The organism is Secundilactobacillus collinoides DSM 20515 = JCM 1123, assembly GCF_001435975.1.
Classification (GTDB): domain Bacteria; phylum Bacillota; class Bacilli; order Lactobacillales; family Lactobacillaceae; genus Secundilactobacillus; species Secundilactobacillus collinoides.
This window is the reverse complement of the sequence record NZ_AYYR01000112.1, coordinates 10685-29505: the sequence shown is the minus strand read 5'-3', so window position 1 is coordinate 29505 and position 18821 is coordinate 10685. Positions and strand designations below refer to the sequence as shown.

Annotated in this window: 15 protein-coding genes; 11 read left to right on the top strand and 4 right to left on the bottom strand. The window is 45.9% G+C overall.

Annotated elements, in window-relative coordinates; translation table 11 throughout:
- Nucleotides 1–75: 75 nt before the first annotated feature.
- Complete coding sequence (locus FC82_RS14410; RefSeq protein WP_056997352.1) at nucleotides 76–546, bottom strand: low molecular weight protein-tyrosine-phosphatase; 471 nt, start codon at nucleotides 544–546, stop codon at nucleotides 76–78.
- Nucleotides 547–1172: 626 nt separating this feature from the next.
- Here FC82_RS14410 and FC82_RS14405 point away from each other — a divergent pair.
- From FC82_RS14405 to FC82_RS14375, 7 genes are all read left to right on the top strand, one after another.
- Nucleotides 1173–1958 (top strand): hypothetical protein, encoded by a 786-nt coding sequence (locus tag FC82_RS14405; RefSeq protein ID WP_056997351.1) that lies wholly within the window; start codon nucleotides 1173–1175, stop codon nucleotides 1956–1958.
- 162 nt (nucleotides 1959–2120) lie between these two features.
- On the top strand, nucleotides 2121–3500 hold the full coding sequence (locus FC82_RS14400) for a UDP-N-acetylmuramoyl-tripeptide--D-alanyl-D-alanine ligase (RefSeq protein WP_056997350.1): 1380 nt from the start codon (nucleotides 2121–2123) through the stop codon (nucleotides 3498–3500).
- Nucleotides 3501–3671: 171 nt separating this feature from the next.
- Nucleotides 3672–5222 (top strand): degradosome RNA helicase CshA, encoded by a 1551-nt coding sequence (cshA, locus tag FC82_RS14395; protein ID WP_054760673.1) that lies wholly within the window; start codon nucleotides 3672–3674, stop codon nucleotides 5220–5222.
- A 489-nt stretch (nucleotides 5223–5711) separates the two neighbouring features.
- Nucleotides 5712–6071 (top strand): holo-ACP synthase, encoded by a 360-nt coding sequence (gene acpS / locus FC82_RS14390; RefSeq protein ID WP_054760671.1) that lies wholly within the window; start codon nucleotides 5712–5714, stop codon nucleotides 6069–6071.
- Nucleotides 6071–7201, top strand: coding sequence for an alanine racemase (gene alr / locus FC82_RS14385; RefSeq protein ID WP_054760670.1), 1131 nt, complete (start codon nucleotides 6071–6073; stop codon nucleotides 7199–7201). Before acpS ends, alr begins: the two co-directional genes overlap by 1 nt.
- A gap of 86 nt (nucleotides 7202–7287) precedes the next feature.
- Complete coding sequence (locus tag FC82_RS14380; RefSeq protein ID WP_054760668.1) at nucleotides 7288–7542, top strand: hypothetical protein; 255 nt, start codon at nucleotides 7288–7290, stop codon at nucleotides 7540–7542.
- A 39-nt stretch (nucleotides 7543–7581) separates the two neighbouring features.
- Nucleotides 7582–7971, top strand: a complete 390-nt coding sequence (locus FC82_RS14375; RefSeq protein WP_054711186.1) for a type II toxin-antitoxin system PemK/MazF family toxin — start codon at nucleotides 7582–7584, stop codon at nucleotides 7969–7971.
- A gap of 309 nt (nucleotides 7972–8280) precedes the next feature.
- On the opposite strand, the gene cbpA is transcribed toward FC82_RS14375, so the two are convergent.
- The 3 genes from cbpA to FC82_RS14360 form a co-directional block, all read right to left on the bottom strand.
- Nucleotides 8281–8922, bottom strand: a complete 642-nt coding sequence (gene cbpA / locus FC82_RS14370) for a cyclic di-AMP binding protein CbpA (protein WP_054760666.1) — start codon at nucleotides 8920–8922, stop codon at nucleotides 8281–8283.
- Between the two features lie 180 nt (nucleotides 8923–9102).
- Entirely contained in the window at nucleotides 9103–10485 is a 1383-nt protein-coding gene (locus tag FC82_RS14365; protein WP_056997349.1) for a L,D-transpeptidase family protein, read from the bottom strand.
- 272 nt (nucleotides 10486–10757) lie between these two features.
- Nucleotides 10758–11711: an L-lactate dehydrogenase gene (locus tag FC82_RS14360; RefSeq protein ID WP_054760660.1), complete on the bottom strand. Its 954-nt coding sequence runs from the start codon at nucleotides 11709–11711 to the stop codon at nucleotides 10758–10760.
- Between the two features lie 1050 nt (nucleotides 11712–12761).
- Here FC82_RS14360 and pth point away from each other — a divergent pair.
- From pth to FC82_RS14340, 4 genes are all read left to right on the top strand, one after another.
- Complete coding sequence (gene pth / locus FC82_RS14355; RefSeq protein ID WP_054760657.1) at nucleotides 12762–13319, top strand: aminoacyl-tRNA hydrolase; 558 nt, start codon at nucleotides 12762–12764, stop codon at nucleotides 13317–13319.
- A gap of 81 nt (nucleotides 13320–13400) precedes the next feature.
- The gene (gene mfd / locus FC82_RS14350; RefSeq protein WP_412778476.1) at nucleotides 13401–16916 is read left to right on the top strand and encodes a transcription-repair coupling factor; all 3516 of its coding nucleotides are present in this window, start codon (nucleotides 13401–13403) and stop codon (nucleotides 16914–16916) included.
- A gap of 7 nt (nucleotides 16917–16923) precedes the next feature.
- On the top strand, nucleotides 16924–18510 hold the full coding sequence (locus FC82_RS14345) for a putative polysaccharide biosynthesis protein (protein WP_056997348.1): 1587 nt from the start codon (nucleotides 16924–16926) through the stop codon (nucleotides 18508–18510).
- Nucleotides 18511–18522: 12 nt separating this feature from the next.
- Nucleotides 18523–18792 carry an RNA-binding S4 domain-containing protein gene (locus FC82_RS14340; protein WP_054760656.1) on the top strand — a complete coding sequence of 90 codons (270 nt, stop codon included), beginning with the start codon at nucleotides 18523–18525 and terminating at the stop codon, nucleotides 18790–18792.
- The last annotated feature ends 29 nt before the right edge of the window (nucleotides 18793–18821 follow it).

The window sequence follows — 18821 nt, the reverse complement described above, 5'->3', positions numbered from 1 at the left end:
TACAAGCTGGGAGGTGCTTAGATCCTTTTTTTTGACTATTTAGAGTGATTAGATAATCTTAACTCCGGCTCAGAATCATACAGCGTGCGTTTGAAATGCTGTGAGCCACTTGGGAAGCGTACTGGCAAGTGCTTGGTAAGTTGATTCGAATCGGTGGGTATACCATGGATCGGGAATCTCTTCGCCAGTATGGTCGGGCAGAATATCCATGCAAAGATGAATTTTGTCTCGGTCGGCTTGTGATGGTGCCATTCGTTGCAAATTAAACATGTTTTGCGAATCCATAGTGATAATGTAGTCAGCCCAATCAAAGCCAGCCGCTGAAATGGGTTCAGAGTGCATGCCGGCATACGATAGGCCGTGGGCTTTCATTGTTTTACGAGCCCCAGGATGCGGTGGGTTGCCCTGTTCTTCGCTGCTTGTTGCGCGAGACTCAATGCTGAATTGGTCGTTTAGTCCGCGGTCGGCAACGAGTTTTTTAAAGAGCGCTTCTGCCATTGGGGAACGACAAATGTTTCCCAGACAAACAAATAAAACGTTGGTCATTGTGATTTTCCTTTCGCGATGCTGATATTAACAACATAGTAGGGAATGTCGGGAGATTCGTCAAGTGAACTGCTGGCCTGTACTTTGGATAGCTGATTCGTCACAGTGAGACTATTGTGCACACTTCAGATTGGGCGAGCACAATTAGAGTAACTCCTAACTGCGAATGTTTTACTGGATGATATTAGACTTTTTATACCACCAATGACGATTTTTTGGGTTTATTTAGTGCTCCCCAATTATCTAGTCGAAACGAGTTACAGAAAGCAGAGACCGGCCATGTAAGGGCAGATAGCGACAAATCCAAATTCGGGATTTCCCGCTATCTGCCCTTACATTCTGGTCTCTAACCGCTTTCTTCCACTCTCTGAGTTATTTCAAATTCTGCAAAGACCCGATTTCATTTTGTGCTTCCCAATTACATAGTCGAAACGAGTTACAGAAAGCGAGACCGGCCATGTAAGGGCAGATAGCGACAAATCCAAATTCGGGATTTCCCGCTATCTGCCCTTACATTCTGGTCTCTAACCGCTTTCTTCCACTCTCTTGCATTTACCTAATTCTTTTCCCACCATTTCGTAGTACAATTAAGATGTTTAATACGTTAGAGAGTGTGAGTAAAAGTGATGCGAGGTAATTTTATTTACATTAATTGGGAGCAGGTCAACAATCTGGTGATTTCTTACGGGATTACGGCTGCTGATTTCGTGAACGGAATCCCCAATGTACCACAGAGAATTGTACTGATCGATGGTGTGAATGAGGGCACTCAGGTGAACGGGCATACCCGTTTTCAAACGGTGACTGGTCAAAATAGCGTCCGGGAGTTCTTAATTGGGAAAGCGAACGGACCTAAGATGTGGCTGGACTACCATGAGGCTGACGACTTGGATCTTTTGATGCCAAGTGAGATTGCAGAGTTGCTCTACATGGCCCATATGATGACGCATTTTCATTTGCCGTTGTATTCAAAATTGCGCAATGACTATGCTTTTTTGACGACGCCCGAAGATTTCCAGAAGATTTATTATCGGAATCTGCGGACTTTTAACCATATCCTTGATATTTCATTGAAGCGCCATTTGCGGTTGCTTCATAGCAGTCGATGGGTCGTTTTCAACCGGCCTTTTTCTGTGAGTGATGTGCCAAGTGATGTCTTTAACCAGCTGATGGCAGTATTTAGTGAGGGTGTCATCTTTGCTTTTGACCAAACCATTGAGCGTAAACGACATTATTTGATTCCATTACTAGTTCAGGAACACCCGGAACGTCAAAATTGGTGGCATGAACAAGAAGATGTTTACGCCACTGCCCGCCGCGTAGCCACGTTGATTTACGATGTTGACCAAAAGCATTGGGAACTCGATATCATAGATAAGCAGCCGTTTATCGAAAATGAGGCTGATTTATAGCAATCATTAGATGGAAAAAACGCGAAAATTTGATGTCGGAATGAATCAATGTCCTGGACGACCGTCTCTTTCTGAACAAACCAGATGACTGAGACGTGGTATAATAGTTGGCGCAGTGTTAATGAACGAGATTGATGAAATCAAAATTAGGAGTTTATCATAATGAAAATGCAACTTTCTGAGATTGCTAAGACTGTTTCAGCACAAAACGATATTTCGGCTTGGCAAACAGTTGAAATCTCAAGTGTGGCTTTTGATAGCCGGGAACTTAAACCTGGGGCGCTATTTGTGCCGCTAGTGGGTGAACGTGACGGTCATACGTTTATCGACAAGGCAATCGAAAATGGTGCGGCGGCTACATTCTGGCAAGCAGATCATGGTGATGTGCCAACTGATATCCCAGTGATTGTCGTGGATGATGCGCTTAAGGCATTACAGGCTTTGAGTAAGCACTATCTCTTAAAAATTAATCCGCGAGTGGTTGCCATTACTGGTTCGAACGGGAAAACGACTACCAAGGATATGGTGGCTTCAATCTTAGCAACGCAGTTTAACGTCACCAAAACACAAGACAATTTCAACAACGAAATTGGTGTACCAATCACAATTCTGTCAATGGAACCGAACACCGAAATGCTGGTTGTTGAAATGGGTATGGATCGGCCAGGTCAACTTGATTTTCTGAGCCGGTTAGTGGCTCCTGATATTGCCATTATTACCATGATCGGTGAAGCACACATTGAATTCTTTGGAACTCGTGACAAGATTGCGGATGCTAAGATGGAAATCGTCAACGGATTAAAGGACGATGGCTTGTTTATTTATGACGGTGATGAGCCGTTATTGCAGGAACGCGCCCAAACTGTTTCGCAACGGCAATTGACCTTTGGCCATTCCGCTGAGGATGACGTCAACGAGACCGCGATGACGCCAACACCCGTGAACACCACGTTTACAACGAATTTATGGCCGGACACAACTTTTGATGTACCAATGATTGGTGACTACAATGTTAACAACGCCCTGGCGGCACTTTGCGTAGCCAAGACGTACCGCATCGCACCGGAAAAGGCCACGGCCGCTTTGCTGAACCTTGATTTGACCCGTAACCGGGCCGAATGGGTGACGGGCAGTCAGGGTGAAAAAATTTTGAGTGACGTTTATAATTCGAATCCGACCGCTGTTAAAGAGGTTATGGCTGCTTTTACAAAGACCCCTGTTGACGGTCGGCGGCTGGTCGTGTTGGGTGACATGCTTGAGCTGGGTGAGCAGTCCGACGCTTTGCATGCAGGGTTAAGCAGTGCCTTTGACCCAACGCTTGTAGCCGGGGTGTATCTCGTCGGACCGCACATGCACGCCCTCTATGACCAATTGGAAAAGAACTTTGATGCCGAACAGTTACACTTTTATCAAGTTGACGAACTCGGCACCTTGTCGGCGGATCTCTTAGCAACGTTAACTGCTAAGGACGCCATTTTAATTAAGGGGAGCCACGGTATCCATTTGGAGACCGTTCTGGCAAGCCTCAGAACAGCTGACTAAATGCGACGGCAACTAATTGAAAAAGATTAGTTGCTTATTTTAATCGGGTGATGTATTATATTTTAGTTATGTTTTTTTGCAAGAGACGCTGCAACAACGAGGACGGTACGCATCAGAAGACGGATTTCTTATAGTGCCGTGCCTTGTTACACCTATTAGGAGGAAAATTATTTGAAGTTTTCAGAACTTGGGTTATCAAAAAGTTTGTTGAAAGCTGTTGAAAGAAACGGCTATGAAGAAGCAACCCCAATTCAAGCAGAAACCATCCCCATGGTGCTTGATGGTAAGGATGTGATTGGGCAGGCCCAAACCGGTACCGGTAAAACTGCCGCCTTTGCACTGCCGATTTTACAACACATTGACCGCGACAACCCCAATGTCCAAGCCTTAGTTGTTTCACCTACACGTGAATTAGCTATCCAAACTCAGGAACAAATTTATCAACTCGGTAAAGAAGAACACGCCAAGGTTCAAGTTGTTTATGGTGGTGCCGATATTCGTCGCCAAATCAACAGTTTGAAGAACCATCCACAAGTTATCGTTGGGACACCTGGTCGTTTATTGGACCACATGAACCGTCACACGATTAAACTGGATCACGTTCAAACCCTTGTGTTGGATGAAGCCGACGAAATGTTAAACATGGGTTTCTTAGATGATATTGAATCAATCATTAAGGCATTGCCTGAACAACGACAAACGCTGTTGTTCTCAGCCACAATGCCGCCTGAAATCAAACGGGTCGGTGTGCAATTCATGCACGACCCACAGCACGTTAAGATCAAGGCCAAGGAATTAACGACTGACTTAATTGATCAGTACTATGTTCGCGCTAAAGATTACGAAAAGTTTGACGTTATGACCCGGTTGTTTGACGTCCAATCACCTGATCTGACCATTGTCTTTACTCGGACAAAGCGCCGGGTAGATGAAATCTCGCGTGGCCTTGAAGCCCGTGGGTACAACGCAGCCGGAATTCATGGTGATTTAACCCAAAAGCGCCGGATGCAGGTTTTGAACCAGTTTAAGCATGGGCAACTTGATATTTTAGTTGCCACTGACGTTGCTGCTCGTGGGATCGACGTTGCTGACGTTACCCACGTTTACAACTACGATATTCCACAGGATCCGGACAGTTATGTTCACCGTGTGGGTCGTACCGGTCGTGCCGGACACCATGGTGTCTCCTTGACCTTCGTGACCCCTAACGAAATGGATTACCTGCGTGAAATCGAAAAATTGACCAAGGTGCGAATGCTGCCATTGAAGCCGCCTTCGGAAGAAGAAGCCTTCGTGGGTCAGTTGAGCAATGCTCAGGAAACGGTTAAGAACTTGGTTGACAAAACCGACACTGAAAAGTATGAAAAAATTGCTTCTCAGTTGTTGGATCAATACGAAGCCGTTGACTTAGTCGCTGCTTTACTGAATGACTTGACCAAGGATGATTCCAGTCAAGTGCCAGTTAAGATCACACCAGAACGGCCATTACCTCGTCACAAACATGGCGGCAACGGTGGTAATTATCACCGTGGTGGCGGTCGTGGCGGTAACAACCACGGTCGTTCAGGCAACCGTCGTTACAATGGCAAGAACAGTGACAGTCATCACCGTTACTCAAGTAACAAAGACCGTCACAGCGACCACCATAACGATCGTCGTAATAACAACAAATCAAATGGTAGCAGCAAACACGGATTTACCATTCGGAAGAACAAGGACTAGACCCTGGTTCTTTGCTGCAGAAGCTCAGACTTATGGTCTGGGCTTTTTTTGTTGTCTCGGGGAAGGGCACAATAATAAATTCGAAAAATTTTATTTGATCGGAGATTGACTGAAACATCGATTACTAAAGCAAAACAACGTTGAAAAGGTTTCTGCACAACGTTTAGATTAAAAATAAATTGCGCTTATCGACGGGATTCAGAACTGTAAAAACGAATCACACAATGACATTTCTGTGTCACACCAGTTTTCCAGTAAAATGTCAGTCGAGCCCACCAAAATTCGTGCTTAACAGAACGTTGTCTCAAAAATCAACCTTGTCTCATTAGCGTCACATTGTTCACTGGGTGGGCGAAAGTTCGTCATGTTAGGCTGAAAAAGATTCATGTTAACTTTCCGCTCCCGGGAAGTTGTCCAAATTAATGTATGGTAAAATAAAAACATTATTGAAAAGGTCAACAAATTATAGCAAAGTGAGGTGAACCCATCGTGATATACGGAATTGGCGTGGATATTGAAGAGATCGGTCGATTGCGGGCCGTGGCGGATCAAGATTCTTTTATTAATAAAGTTTTGACGCCGGCCGAGGCAGCTGTCTATCAAACGCTCTCAGATAAGCGGGCAGCCGAATTTTTGGCTGGTCGCTGGTCAGCAAAGGAAGCGTTCAGCAAGGCTTTTGGTACGGGTATCGGCAAGGCGGTCTCGTTTCAGGACCTTGAGATTCTGGATGATGCGTCTGGGAAACCCGCTTTTCACCGCCAGCCTTTTAACGGTAAGGCCTTTGTGTCAATTTCACACACTAGCGAACTTGTAATGACCGAAGTTCTTTTAGAAGGAGATCTTGATTAATGACAATTGGTATCCATCGTCCAACCCGGTTGGTTATCGACCGGCAAGCACTCTATGACAATATTGCGACGGAAAAGGCCCGCTTAAAACCGAACACCGACCTGTTTATGGTGGTTAAGGCTAATGGTTACGGTCACGGGATCTTGCAGGTTGCACAAACGGCGGTTGAAGCAGGAGCAACCGGCTTTTGCGTGGCCATTTTAGATGAGGCGCTTCAGTTACGGCACGCCGGGTTTAACCAACCGATTTTAGTTCTGGGGATCACAGCACCTAAATATGCCGCTTTAATGGCTGAATATCACGTTTCAGCAACGGTTGGCACACTTGATTGGTTGCAGGCCGCAAAACGTGTATTGACGGCTAGTGATGAAAAACAACCGCTTTCAGTTCACCTTGGTCTTGACACTGGGATGGGGCGGATCGGTTTCCAGCAACCAGCTGATTTAAAAGTTGCGGTTGACACGTTGGCGCAAAGTGAACAAATTAGTTTTGACGGGATCTTTACGCACTTTTCAACCGCCGACGCAGCCGATACAGATTACTTTCATCAACAAGTTGACCGCTGGCAAGCGTTCATGGCCGTTTTGGATAAGAAACCGCGCTATGTTCACGTTTCTAATTCAGCGACTAGTTTGTGGCATGACGCGTGCAATGGTAATATGATCCGGTTTGGTGTGGCGGCTTACGGTCTCAATCCTTCTGGCACAGAGCTGAAGGAACCATTTACGTTGAAACCAGCCATGAGTTTAACCAGTGAACTGGTCTTTGTTAAACAGCTCAAAGCCGGTCGGTCTGTCAGCTACGGGGCGACCTATACGGCAAAACAGGATGAGTGGGTCGGTACCCTGCCGATTGGTTACGCTGACGGATACGAACGGCGTTTACAAGGGTTCCATGTTTTGGTTGATGGTCAAATTTGTGAAATTATCGGGCGGATCTGCATGGATCAATTAATGATTCGGTTGCCGCATGAATTTGCCGAGGGGACAACTGTCACCCTTGTTGGTAAAGACCATGGTGCCGAAATCACATTGCAGGACGTTGCCGATTATTGCGGCACTATTCACTATGAAATCGCGTGCGGATTTACTGAAAGAATCCAAAGAGTTTACAAGAATTCAGACAATTAGTGTGAATTTAGCTTAGTATTGCTGTAAAGTTATCGTGTTTCATGGTAAAATGTTTGAAATAGTAACAGTCTAATAGAGGTCTAATCATGAAGCACTACATTGTACATCCAGCAGCAACGATGGCCGGGCACCAAGTGTTACGGTCTGTCAGTCATCATCAACATCAACAGCTCATTGCGTCATTGTCAGCAGTCATCAGCGTTCAGTTGTGGCCGCACCAGATTGCGACGATTGAGGCACTGATTGCTGGCTACCAGGAAATGGGCACGCTTAATGAGGAGATCGTTCGGGAATACTTACCCTGTGAAAACGAAGTCGCTCAGCTGTACCCAGCCGATTGACTATCAACGCGTTAGGCGGTTATGAGGGGATGGTAGAAGATGGCAACAAACAGCGATATTAAGCGTGGGGATATTTTCTACGCGGATTTATCACCGGTGGTTGGTTCAGAGCAGGGCGGGATTCGGCCCGTGTTAATTGTCCAAAATAACATCGGGAACCATTACAGTCCAACAGTGATTGTAGCGGCGATAACCGCGCGGATTTCAAAGCCCAAAATGCCGACTCATATCGGCATTAAGGCTCACCACACGGGAATCGAAAAAGATTCAGTAATTTTATTAGAACAGATCAGAACGATTGATAAGCAACGCTTGAAGGACCACGTCGCACATTTGGACGATGCTACAATGGTGCAGGTAGATAAGGCATTAGAAGTCAGCATCGGCCTGAATAAAAAGGCGGAACCTAAGAAACGCAAGCGTGCTTAGTACATATCTTAGAGAGTGGAAAAAAGCGGTTAAGGAGTTGAACTTAGGTTCAGCTCCTTAACCGCTTTTTGGCGCTCGTTTCGGCAATGTGGGCATTGCTGAGAAAACGTCTCTGGGTCTGCAAAATTGTTTAGAGAGTAGCGCAACCGGTTAAAGATTTCAGATCGTTTCAGCAATGTAAGGTTGGTGTATTTGAAACCAATAATAGCAGAACTAAGTTATTGGACCACGATTTACCGGCAATACAAACAGCACGTGCAGGACTCGTCAGGGTTCCACACGTGCTGTTTTTTATTACGCATTATAAAATTACATTTCTTTTCGGAGATCTTCAATCTCAGGGACACGGAATTCTTTGCGTTCCAATGCCTTTACGATACGATCCAACTTATCTTTATCCACATCTTCAGGAAGTGTAAACATGATTCGGTGAACAAGCTCGCCTTCTTGTGCATCAAGACTGATGACACTGGCAATGTTTGTATACTTGGTAATGATTTTAGCAACGCTAGCCAAGTCGCCGCGGTCGCCAGGAGAAACAACGGTCAGGACGTACGAACCAATGTTGACGTTCCAAGATTGTGACAGCATATCCATCAACCGGGTATGTGTCAAGATGCCATAGAATTTGTTGTTGGCATCCAAAACGGCGATGTAGGGTAAATCTTTAATGGAGAAGAACACGTTGAAGAAGGCCGCGTTAACGGTGATGAACTTCGTTGCGTTTTTCAGTAGGGTGGTCACGGGCAATTGCATATCGCCGCCCCGTGATTTATGCCGATAAATGTGCATTTTATAAATGTTACCGCGGAAAATCGTACCTGTTTCGTCCAAAATGGGCACACAACGGTAACCTGAATCTTCTAAAACCTTTAGCGCTTCTTCCAAAGTCACGTTTTCTTGTACGGTAACAAGGCGTTCTTTTGGTTTGACCAAGGATTTCAACAGCATAGGGTGTAACCTCCTAAAAATTAGAACTCTCTAATAAACTAACAATATCATAACACAAAACAAGGGGGTTCGTGAGACAAGGTGGCTTTTTAAGAAGAACTTTTCATTTCTTCAAATAAATTGCCAGTGGTGCTAAAAAATCCTGTCGCTAGCGAAAAAAGGACAGGATTTTTAAACATGTTAATAGATAATAACGGGGGTCTTCAGCGGCACGTTTGCATATACCTTAGCCATCACTGATGGCGGGGTGTTCACACAACCATGAGAACCGTGACTAACGTACCAAGTCCCACCGTATTGCGGTTGCCAAGGTGAATCGTGAATCCCAACACCCGTTGCATCCACCGGCATCCAGTAACTGACTGGCGATGCATAGTCGCTGCCATCGTCATTTTGGCCGCGCAACGTTGCGTTACGTTGCTTGCTCCAAACAACGTACACACCAGATGGGGTCGTCCCTCTCGGCGGTTTTCCCGTGACCACGTCCGTTGAAATAATGACGTTACCATTCTTGTGAACCCACATGTGCTGGCTTGACTTTGAAACTTCAACGTAGGTTGTGCCGATATCTTGTCCATTCTTGTGATAGCCCGTTCCTTGAAGGACGGGGGTTCGCGTGACCGGTTTGCCTGCTAAAACAAATTTACTAAGCCTTGGGGTTTCGGCAGTGACCTTGATGTGCCAACCATAAAGCCCGGCAGGAACGTTCACGTAGGCACCACTATAAGTTTTAAAATGGCGTGTCTTATGAATCGTGCCATACTTGTAGCTTAGTTTGGTCAGGTATGATTCAACGGCCTTTTTGCTGACCGATATGCGTGCATTTTTCGTGGTCAGCCAGCTGGCAATTTCTGATTCAGGAATTGTGACTGAGTGATTGGCGAGCGTGTAAGTGATCTTATTTGTACTAAGTTTGATAGCTGTTTGTCTGGCTTTTTTTAGTGATGCATTGCTTTGCAAAATCGTTGGCTTGATATAGGCAGTTTTCAAGTCGATCTGACTTTGATGATTTGCGACAGCATTTGTGACACTTTGTTTGACACTGTCCCGATTGACCTGCTGGCCATAGACCTGTCTCTTAATGACAAATGATTGGTTGTTATAAACAAGTTTGGCGTTCCGGGTAGGGGTTCGCTTTGCGTTGTTGGCAAGGCGCACAACCCGATTTGATACGGCGCTCAACTTAGCTTTGTTGATGGCCTTAAGTCCCAAACGATGACTATTTGCGGATGCACGCGTCATGTGGGCAGGCCATGCATAGGCATTTTGATTGCTGATGAGTTGTTTGATTTGGTTTGCGGTGTATGGTGTGATGCCAATTTCTTTTGCCGTGAACGTTGTCAAGATCTTTGACTGATCAGTCACCGTGTACACCTGATGACTAAGTTTTACATTAATCGTCTCTGCGGCTGCGCCAGCTGTTTGGCCACCCACATTGATGCCGTCTATTTCGGTGTTGTTTAAAAAATGTGTCTGGAAATGATTGGCCCGTGCCACGTAGCCTAACCCCGCAATTGCGATCACTGCAATTCCAGTGAAGAGCCATCGCTTCGTGTGTTTCATGGTGTTCTCCTCCTTTAATCATAGTAAAAGAGTACAGCAAAAGACATCAAAACACAATTGTTTTCATACCATAAACTTGATATTATCAATAATCAACATGTGTGCAACAAATCGTGACTATAATGGACTTTAAACGGTCTTTTAGGGGGATATATATGACAACGATTAGTCTAAAAAACGAATATAAACCATTGAACATTACTAATACAAAAAAACGACAATGCGGACTGCTATTTGCAGCAATCACATTGTCGTTCAAGAGTGGGACGAAATTAACCTTGAAGTGCGGCTAACCCGTCTTTGGTAACTTGTTTTAATGTTTTAGCAGAGTTGGCCATCTTGGCCTTTTCATCATCGCTTAATGGGATTTCAACGACACCGGCTAAACCAGAAGCGTTGATAATGGCTGGCGTCCCGATAAAGATGTCATCCAAACCGTATTCACCCTCCAATGAAGCCCCAACAGGGAGAATCGCATTTTCGTCACGGAAAATGGCTCGCGTGATCCGCATCAGTGAAGTTGCAACACCATAGTAAGTTGCGCCTTTCCGGTTGATGATTTCGTAGGCTTTATTTCTGACCTTATCTTCAATATCGGCCAATTCATCATCGGTTACACCTTTGTTGTGAGCGTAGGTCTTTAGCGGTACACCGCCAACGGTTGCTTCATCATAGGCAGCAAATTCAGTATCACCATGTTCGCCCAAGATGTAGGCTTCGATGCTGCGTGGGTCGAGTTCCAATTTATTACCTAAGGCCACTCGTAATCGAGACGAGTCGAGTGAGGTCCCAGAGCCAATCACTTTGTTCTTAGGGAAGCCAGAGAACTTCCAAGTTGCGTACGTCAAAATATCAACTGGATTGGCGGCGACCACGAAGATGCCGTCAAAGCCGGAGTCTACAATTGGTTGAACGATCGAAGACAAAATTTTAAGGTTTTTATTCACTAAATCTAACCGAGTTTCGCCAGGCTTTTGCGGCGCACCCGCTGTGATGACAACTAGGTCAGCATCCTTTGCATCGCTATAATCACCAGAGTAAATTTGTTTTGGTGCGGTGAAAACTTGGGCATCCTCTAAGTCAAGGGCGTCCCCAACGGTTCGTTCCTTGATGACATCAACGATCACGAGTTCTTCAGCTAAGCCTTGCTGCATCATAGCAAACGCATAAGCAGAACCAACGGCACCGTCACCGACTAAAACAACTTTTTGATGATGTTTGGACATATCATCCACCTCAATTCTAGATTTATTGCATTAGCAATTGAAGATATAATATCACAAATGAAAGCGCTTTATCCACTAAAAACGCTTGAATTTAAAGGGTTTTTAACTTCTTTTTGGTTAGCAAAGATTGTGAAATAGTTGCAATCTTAATTATGAAGTCACTGAAATGACGGTATACCGGTCTTTAATGACATATTGGTTGATTTTGACTAGTAATTTTTTCTCGAAACAGGGTAAAATTTACTAACTTAATTCTGGAATTTTTTTGGCAATCAATATAGATTGGGTTGCTTACTTCGATTTGTTTAGATTGAGGTGTTATGCCCTTTTTAAAAAAATTGCACTCTTTTGAGTTGATCAGTCTGGGTTAAGATCACCATTGCACTTCGTTGGTGTATTTGTCAGATTGACACGCAGTGCGTCAGCATCAGCTTCATAGCAGGCAAGTCAGGAATGCGGATTTCCTGTGAGTGCACTGCAGTTTTGGAAAATTGCTTAGGGCTTTGCGGTGCTGTTACTGTGTAATCAATAACCAACGCATCATGAGGTGTGTGAACTGAACGTGTTAGTGACGGTTTGTTGCATGGCTTTTAACGTGCTTCAATAAGTTTCAAGAGATTCGTGGATCAACCGATGAGGAGTCATTTAGTCGTCAACTGCGTTTCTGTTCTCTTTTTGCGCTTGCGTTTTTTGCTATGAGGGTTTATATGACAGGGCTAATGGAGAAGCAACTCTGGGCAAAAAGTCAGGCCTGAATTTTTTCTGGATTATTTGATTTTGTAAAGGTTGCAACGTGCTTGTTTTTTTACATAGAAGAGACGTGTTTCGCAAGACAAGGGGACTGCATAAGGGACTTCGCTTCTTAACCGGCTTGCACCACTCTCTAGCCCCCATTCATGCATTTCTTCTTCGCGTATGCTATACTATTTTGGTTAAACAGAAGAATACTAAAGTGTAAGAAAACGTTATGCTGAACGGTCAAGACTACCGTCCAGCTATTTTGCATGTTTTAATCAAATTAGATTGTTTTAATAAGGAGCGAAACGCAACATGAAAATGATTGTTGGACTTGGAAATATTGGACCGCAGTATCAAGGCACACGCCACAACACCGGTTTTATGGTCGTTGAACGGTTTGCCGCGAAGGCGGGCTTGAACTTTTCCACGCGCAAAATGGAAGCCAAACTCGCTAGCGGAATCGTAAATGGTGAAAAGATCCTGCTGGTAGAACCGGAAACGTTTATGAATGAATCTGGTCGAGCTGTCGGTGCGCTGGCCCATTTTTATAAAATCGAAACGTCAGATATTATCATCGTTCAAGATGATATGGACATGACGATTGGCCGTATTCGGTTACGGGCGAAAGGATCTGCTGGGGGCCATAATGGCATTAAGAGTATTATTGCCAGTCTTGGGACCAGTGAATTCGATCGAATTAAGGTCGGTATTGCGCATCCATCCAAGGCCAACGTCGTTAATTACGTCTTAGGTAAATTTACGCCGGATCAGCAAATCGATTTTGACAACGCTGCGGACCACGCTGTTGCGGCGCTTTTTGACTGGATCGACAATGTTTCGATGACAGATCTTATGAATCGCTATAATTAATATGATAGAAATAAAACAACCGTGGGCGTTCTCACGTAGTTTTGACATAACACGGTTCGCAGCAAGAAAGGGGGAATTATCGTGCAATTAACTGAATTTATCGAGAAAATGCCAGAGTATCAGCAATTGGCATCGCAACTGGCACCTAATACTCGACAGCTTGTTACGGGGATTACGGGGTCCGCTCGCGCGCTCTTGATTCAGACCCTATTGCATGCCCAGGGCAAACCCATGATCTTCGTCACTGATACAATGTATCACGCCGATCAGCTGGTAGCCGAACTTAGCAGCAGTTTAACGGATGATGAATTGTTCGAATTTCCGGTGGAAGAATTATTAGCAGCTGAGATTGCCACGAGTTCACCAGATTTTTTAGCCCAAAGAATTTTAGCACTAAGCGCCCTTCGAGCCGATAAACCGGTCGTGGTGGTTACCTCGGTTGCTGGACTTCGGCGGCAATTACCAGAACCAACGGCGTTCGATACAGCGCGATTTACGCTGAAAACAGGTGATGATATTGATCCGGAAGGGGTTATCGCGCACCTGCAACGGATGGGATACCACCGTCAAAAGTTGGTGGATGCGCCCGGCGATTTTGCCGTTCGTGGGTCGATCATTGACATTTATCCGCTGGATACTGAATATCCAGTACGGGTAGATCTATTTGATACCGAAATTGATTCTCTGCGATACTTTGACGCCAGCACGCAACGCAGCGTGAACAACATCGATACCGTGACGATTTTGCCTGTCACGGATCTGCTCTTAAACTCGGAGCAGCGGGAGGCAGCGGCTAAACGCTTGACCGCTGCGCTGCAAGCGCAAATGAAGAAACTTGATGAAGCGGATGCTGACCAGTTGAACAACTTTGTCACCCCCTTAGTAGATGATCTGAAAAAGGGTGGTGTTTCAGCAGAATTACGCCTGTTTGGCGACTACCTCTTTGGTGATGTGTCGCTGCTGGATTATCTGGGCGATGACGGTATGGTATTAGTGGACGATTATCCGCGCGTCCGAGAATCAAATAAACAGCTGGAACTTGATGAAGCAAACTGGGCGGTTGATAAACTTAAAGATCACCAGATATTTGCGGACCAACAGTTTGGGCTGCCATTTGCGACTGTCCTAAAAAAGGATAAGCATGCCGAACTGTTTTTTGCGCTTTTTCAAAAGGGCATGGGCAACATGCGTTTCAGTCAGTTGGTTGAGATTCAAACAAGAAGCATGCAGCAATTCTTTGGCCAGCTGCCATTACTTAAACAGGAAATCGAACGCTGGCAGTCTTTGAAGCAAACGGTTGTGCTTTTGATCAACGATGAGGAACGTCTCAACAAAGTCTCAGCCACACTTGATGATTTTAAGATCAAAACGGTGATGACGAAGGCGAGTGATCTGCAGCCGGGACTGGTTCAGTTGGCGCCCGGTCAGTTCCAGAATGGTTTCGAATTACCCGAGGCCAAACTGGTTGTCATCACAGAAGCTGAAATGTTCAAACAGGTCACTAAACATCACCGTAGACGGCAAACTCTGGCCAATGCTGAGCGCTTAAAGAGTTATACCGATTTGAAACCGGGTGATTACGTGGTTCACGTGAACCATGGGATCGGCCGGTTTGAAGGGATGCAAACACTTGAAGTAGACGGTGTGCATCAGGATTATATGACCATTTCGTACCAGAACGGCGCGAAGCTGTTTATCCCTGTAAGCCAGTTGAATCTGATTCAAAAATACGTTTCTTCGGAAGATAAAACGCCGCGAATCAACAAGCTTGGCGGTTCTGATTGGGCAAAGACCAAGAAGAAGGTTGCTGCGAAAATCGAGGACATCGCGGATGAGCTGGTTGAACTATACGCCCAGCGTGAATCTGAAAAAGGATACGCCTTCCCGCATGATGATTCATATCAGCAGCAGTTTGATGATGATTTTCCTTATTCGGAAACCCCCGATCAATTGCGCAGCATTGATGAAATTAAGCATGATATGGAAAAGGGCAAACCCATGGATAGACTGTTAGTCGGTGACGTGGGTTACGGGAAGACTGAAGTGGCGCTTCGGGCAGCCTTTAAGGCGATCGAAGCGGGCAAACAAGTGGCCTTCTTAGTACCAACAACTATCCTTGCACAGCAGCATTACGACACGATGACGACCCGGTTTGAAGGATTTCCGGTCACGGTTGCTATCCTGTCACGGTTCCAGACTACAAAGGAAGTCCACGAGACTGTGGCGGGACTAAAGGATGGGTCGATTGACATCGTTGTTGGGACCCACCGTCTATTATCGAAGGACATCGGGTTTAAAGACTTAGGCCTGCTGCTCGTTGATGAGGAGCAACGGTTTGGTGTGAAGCATAAGGAACGTTTGAAACAATTAAAATCAAACGTGGATGTTTTGACGTTGACGGCGACTCCGATTCCACGGACGTTACACATGTCCATGCTGGGTGTGCGCGACTTATCCGTGATCGAAACGCCGCCAGCCAACCGGTTCCCGATTCAAACGTATGTAATGGAACAAAATGCCGGCGCGATTCAAGACGGCATTCGACGTGAAATGCAACGAGGCGGGCAGGTCTTCTTCCTGCATAACCGCGTTGGTGACATCGAAGAGACGGTTAGTCAGATCAAGGCGATGGTACCGGAGGCTGAAGTTGCTTACATCCATGGGCAGATGACTGAAGCTCAGTTGGAGGGAATCCTCTACGACTTCATTCGCGGTGATTACGATGTGCTGGTTACAACGACCATTATTGAGACTGGAATCGACATTCCCAACGTGAACACAATGTTTGTGGAAAACGCGGATCATATGGGATTGCCCCAGCTATATCAGCTGCGGGGCCGAATCGGTCGAAGCAACCGCGTGGCCTACGCCTACTTCATGTACCAGCCGAACAAGGTGCTGACTGAAGTGAGTGAAAAACGGTTGGAAGCCATCAAAGATTTTACCGAACTAGGTTCAGGATTTAAGATTGCCATGCGTGATCTGTCCATTCGTGGTGCTGGGAATCTGCTGGGTAAACAACAACACGGGTTCATTGACTCTGTGGGGTACGATTTGTACTCACAGATGTTAGGGGACGCAGTGGCCAAGAAACAGGGCAAAGAGCAACGGACGAAAACGGATGCGACTGTGGAACTTGGTTTGGAAGCCTACCTGCCGGATACCTATATTGAAGACCAACAGCAAAAAATTGAAATGTACAAACGTATTCGTCAAATCGAAACAAAGGATGACCTGACTGAAGTTCAGGATGATTTGATTGACCGATTTGGTGAATATCCAGCCGAAGTTGCGAACCTGTTGGCGGTTAGCCAGCTGAAGGTTCAGGCAGATGAAGCCCTGATCGACAAAATGCACCGTAAGAAAGATATTATTACGGTGACGTTTAGTGTGAAGGGCACGGATGAATTTAGCGGCGAGTCTGTGTTCAAAGCGCTCGCTAAGACCAAGCTGAAGGCAACGGTGAACTTGCAAGATGAGCACCTGATCGTGGGCTTAGTCATTCAACCGAAGATGGCTGCACCCGATTGGCTGAATGAGGTGACATCGTTTGTCAAAGCGTTAAGTGAAATGGCAGCGTCCAGTGTCGCTGAATAGGTGAGTTATGAAAGAGAAAAATATGCGGACAATCATGCAGGGGGCAATTCTATTGTCCGTTGCTTCGCTGATAGCTAAAATATTAAGTGCTGTTTACCGTGTTCCATTTCAGAACATGGTCGGGAACACCGGATTTTATGTCTACCAGCAAATTTATCCCATATATGGCATTGGTATGACCTTTGCGCTAAGCGGTTTGCCGATGTTTATTTCTAAATTGGTAGCCGAATCAAAGAGTCAAGCAGAAAAACTAGCCGTGCTGCATCAGGTATTCGTGCTGATGGTCGGCTTTTCGCTGATTGTTTTCTTTGGTCTGCAGGGGTTCGCTGGCCAAATTGCGTTTGCAATGGGGGACGGGCGTTTGCGACCCATCATTCAGGCGGTCAGCTGGATGTTCCTATTCTCACCGTTTCTCTCTGTCAGCAGAGGGTATTTTCAGGGGGAATACGATATGCGGCCCTCTGCCAGTTCCCAGCTGGTCGAACAAACGATTCGAGTCGCTGTGATTCTGATGGTGGCCTACTGGGCGATGCGCCATCACTGGGACGTTTACCGAATGGGTACCTGGGCGATGAGCAGTGCGGCGATTGCAGCGGTGTTTGCCTCCACGGTCATGGTGTGGTTCGTGAGCCGGTACCAAGTTACTTTTTGGCGACGTCCACTTGCTCAACCGGCCTACCAGTATGGCACATTGGCCAAACGGCTCCTAATTGAAGGCGGTACGATCAGTTTATTTGCTTCCATGATGGTGCTGATGCAGCTGGTTGATTCATTTACGGTCAAACGCGGTCTGGTGATGCACGGCTTATTTGATGAGCAGGCCAAGGCGCTCAAAGGTATTTATGACCGGGGCCAGCCCCTGGTACAATTGGGACTAGTGGTGGCGACATCATTTGCATCGTCACTGTTGCCGTCCTTGACTGAAGCACTTAGTCATAATCGCCAACAGCAGTTTCGCCGGTTGGCTAAACAAATGGTTCGAATCAGTTTGGTTATCGCGGCGGCTGCCACGGCCGGCTTGATTGCGTTGATGCCGGAAATCAACTTTTTTCTGTTCGGTGACCGGCAGGGAAACACGATGCTCTCTGTGTACATGCTGAGTATCGTGTTTGCCACACTGATCATGATTTATAATAGTATTTTACAAAGCCTGAACGCGTTTCGGGGCACCCTAGTAGGGCTTGCTGTCGGGGTACTCGTGAAGCTGGTGATTACAGAACGAAGCGTCGTGTTTATGGGTGCCGCCGGTGCCAGTTGGGCAACGGTCATTGCTCTAGCAGTAATGACGTACATGCTGACGCGTGAATTAAGATCATTGCACCTTGAAGTTTATCAGGGAAATTTAGTTGGTAAACTTGTTGGGTTATGTATACTGATGGTTGTCGGACTTAGAATTTTAATTGGGTTATTACATGCATTTTTTGGTCCAGCCCTGATGATGTCACGGTTGGGCGCATTACTGATCAGCGGCATTGGTGTCGCGACGGGCGTCATTTTCTTCGTCAGCATGGCACTTCGCTGGCGGTTATTGACCCTGCGCGAGTGGCTGATGCTGCCAATGGCGGATAAGTGGCTGCGATTCTTTTCAAAATAACGGAGGAACAACATGCGATTAGATAAATTTTTAAAGGTATCACGAATTATTAAGCGACGGACGGTAGCAAAAGAAATTGCTGATGAGGGCCGGATCACGGTGAACGGCCGGGTGGCAAAATCATCAACGGATGTGGTGCCGGATGACGAACTGGTCATTAAATTCGGTAATAAGACGCTGACGGTTCAGGTCATGCAGCTGCTGGATACAACGAAGAAGCAGGAAGCTGAGAATATGTATAAGATTGTCAGTGAGGAGTATGAGAAGGATTTTAGGGAGTAGAGAGTGGAGCAAGGCGGTTAGAGGGCGGA

What these genes read in the sequence shown, in the direction of transcription:
- FC82_RS14410 (WP_056997352.1), bottom strand. Translation starts at nt 546, where the DNA reads ATGACCAACGTTTTATTTGTTTGTCTGGGAAACATTTGTCGTTCCCCA.
- FC82_RS14405 (WP_056997351.1), top strand. Translation starts at nt 1,173, where the DNA reads ATGCGAGGTAATTTTATTTACATTAATTGGGAGCAGGTCAACAATCTG.
- FC82_RS14400 (WP_056997350.1), top strand. Translation starts at nt 2,121, where the DNA reads ATGAAAATGCAACTTTCTGAGATTGCTAAGACTGTTTCAGCACAAAAC.
- alr (WP_054760670.1), top strand. Translation starts at nt 6,071, where the DNA reads ATGACAATTGGTATCCATCGTCCAACCCGGTTGGTTATCGACCGGCAA.
- FC82_RS14380 (WP_054760668.1), top strand. Translation starts at nt 7,288, where the DNA reads ATGAAGCACTACATTGTACATCCAGCAGCAACGATGGCCGGGCACCAA.
- FC82_RS14375 (WP_054711186.1), top strand. Translation starts at nt 7,582, where the DNA reads ATGGCAACAAACAGCGATATTAAGCGTGGGGATATTTTCTACGCGGAT.
- cbpA (WP_054760666.1), bottom strand. Translation starts at nt 8,922, where the DNA reads ATGCTGTTGAAATCCTTGGTCAAACCAAAAGAACGCCTTGTTACCGTA.
- FC82_RS14365 (WP_056997349.1), bottom strand. Translation starts at nt 10,485, where the DNA reads ATGAAACACACGAAGCGATGGCTCTTCACTGGAATTGCAGTGATCGCA.
- FC82_RS14360 (WP_054760660.1), bottom strand. Translation starts at nt 11,711, where the DNA reads ATGTCCAAACATCATCAAAAAGTTGTTTTAGTCGGTGACGGTGCCGTT.
- pth (WP_054760657.1), top strand. Translation starts at nt 12,762, where the DNA reads ATGAAAATGATTGTTGGACTTGGAAATATTGGACCGCAGTATCAAGGC.
- FC82_RS14345 (WP_056997348.1), top strand. Translation starts at nt 16,924, where the DNA reads ATGAAAGAGAAAAATATGCGGACAATCATGCAGGGGGCAATTCTATTG.
- FC82_RS14340 (WP_054760656.1), top strand. Translation starts at nt 18,523, where the DNA reads ATGCGATTAGATAAATTTTTAAAGGTATCACGAATTATTAAGCGACGG.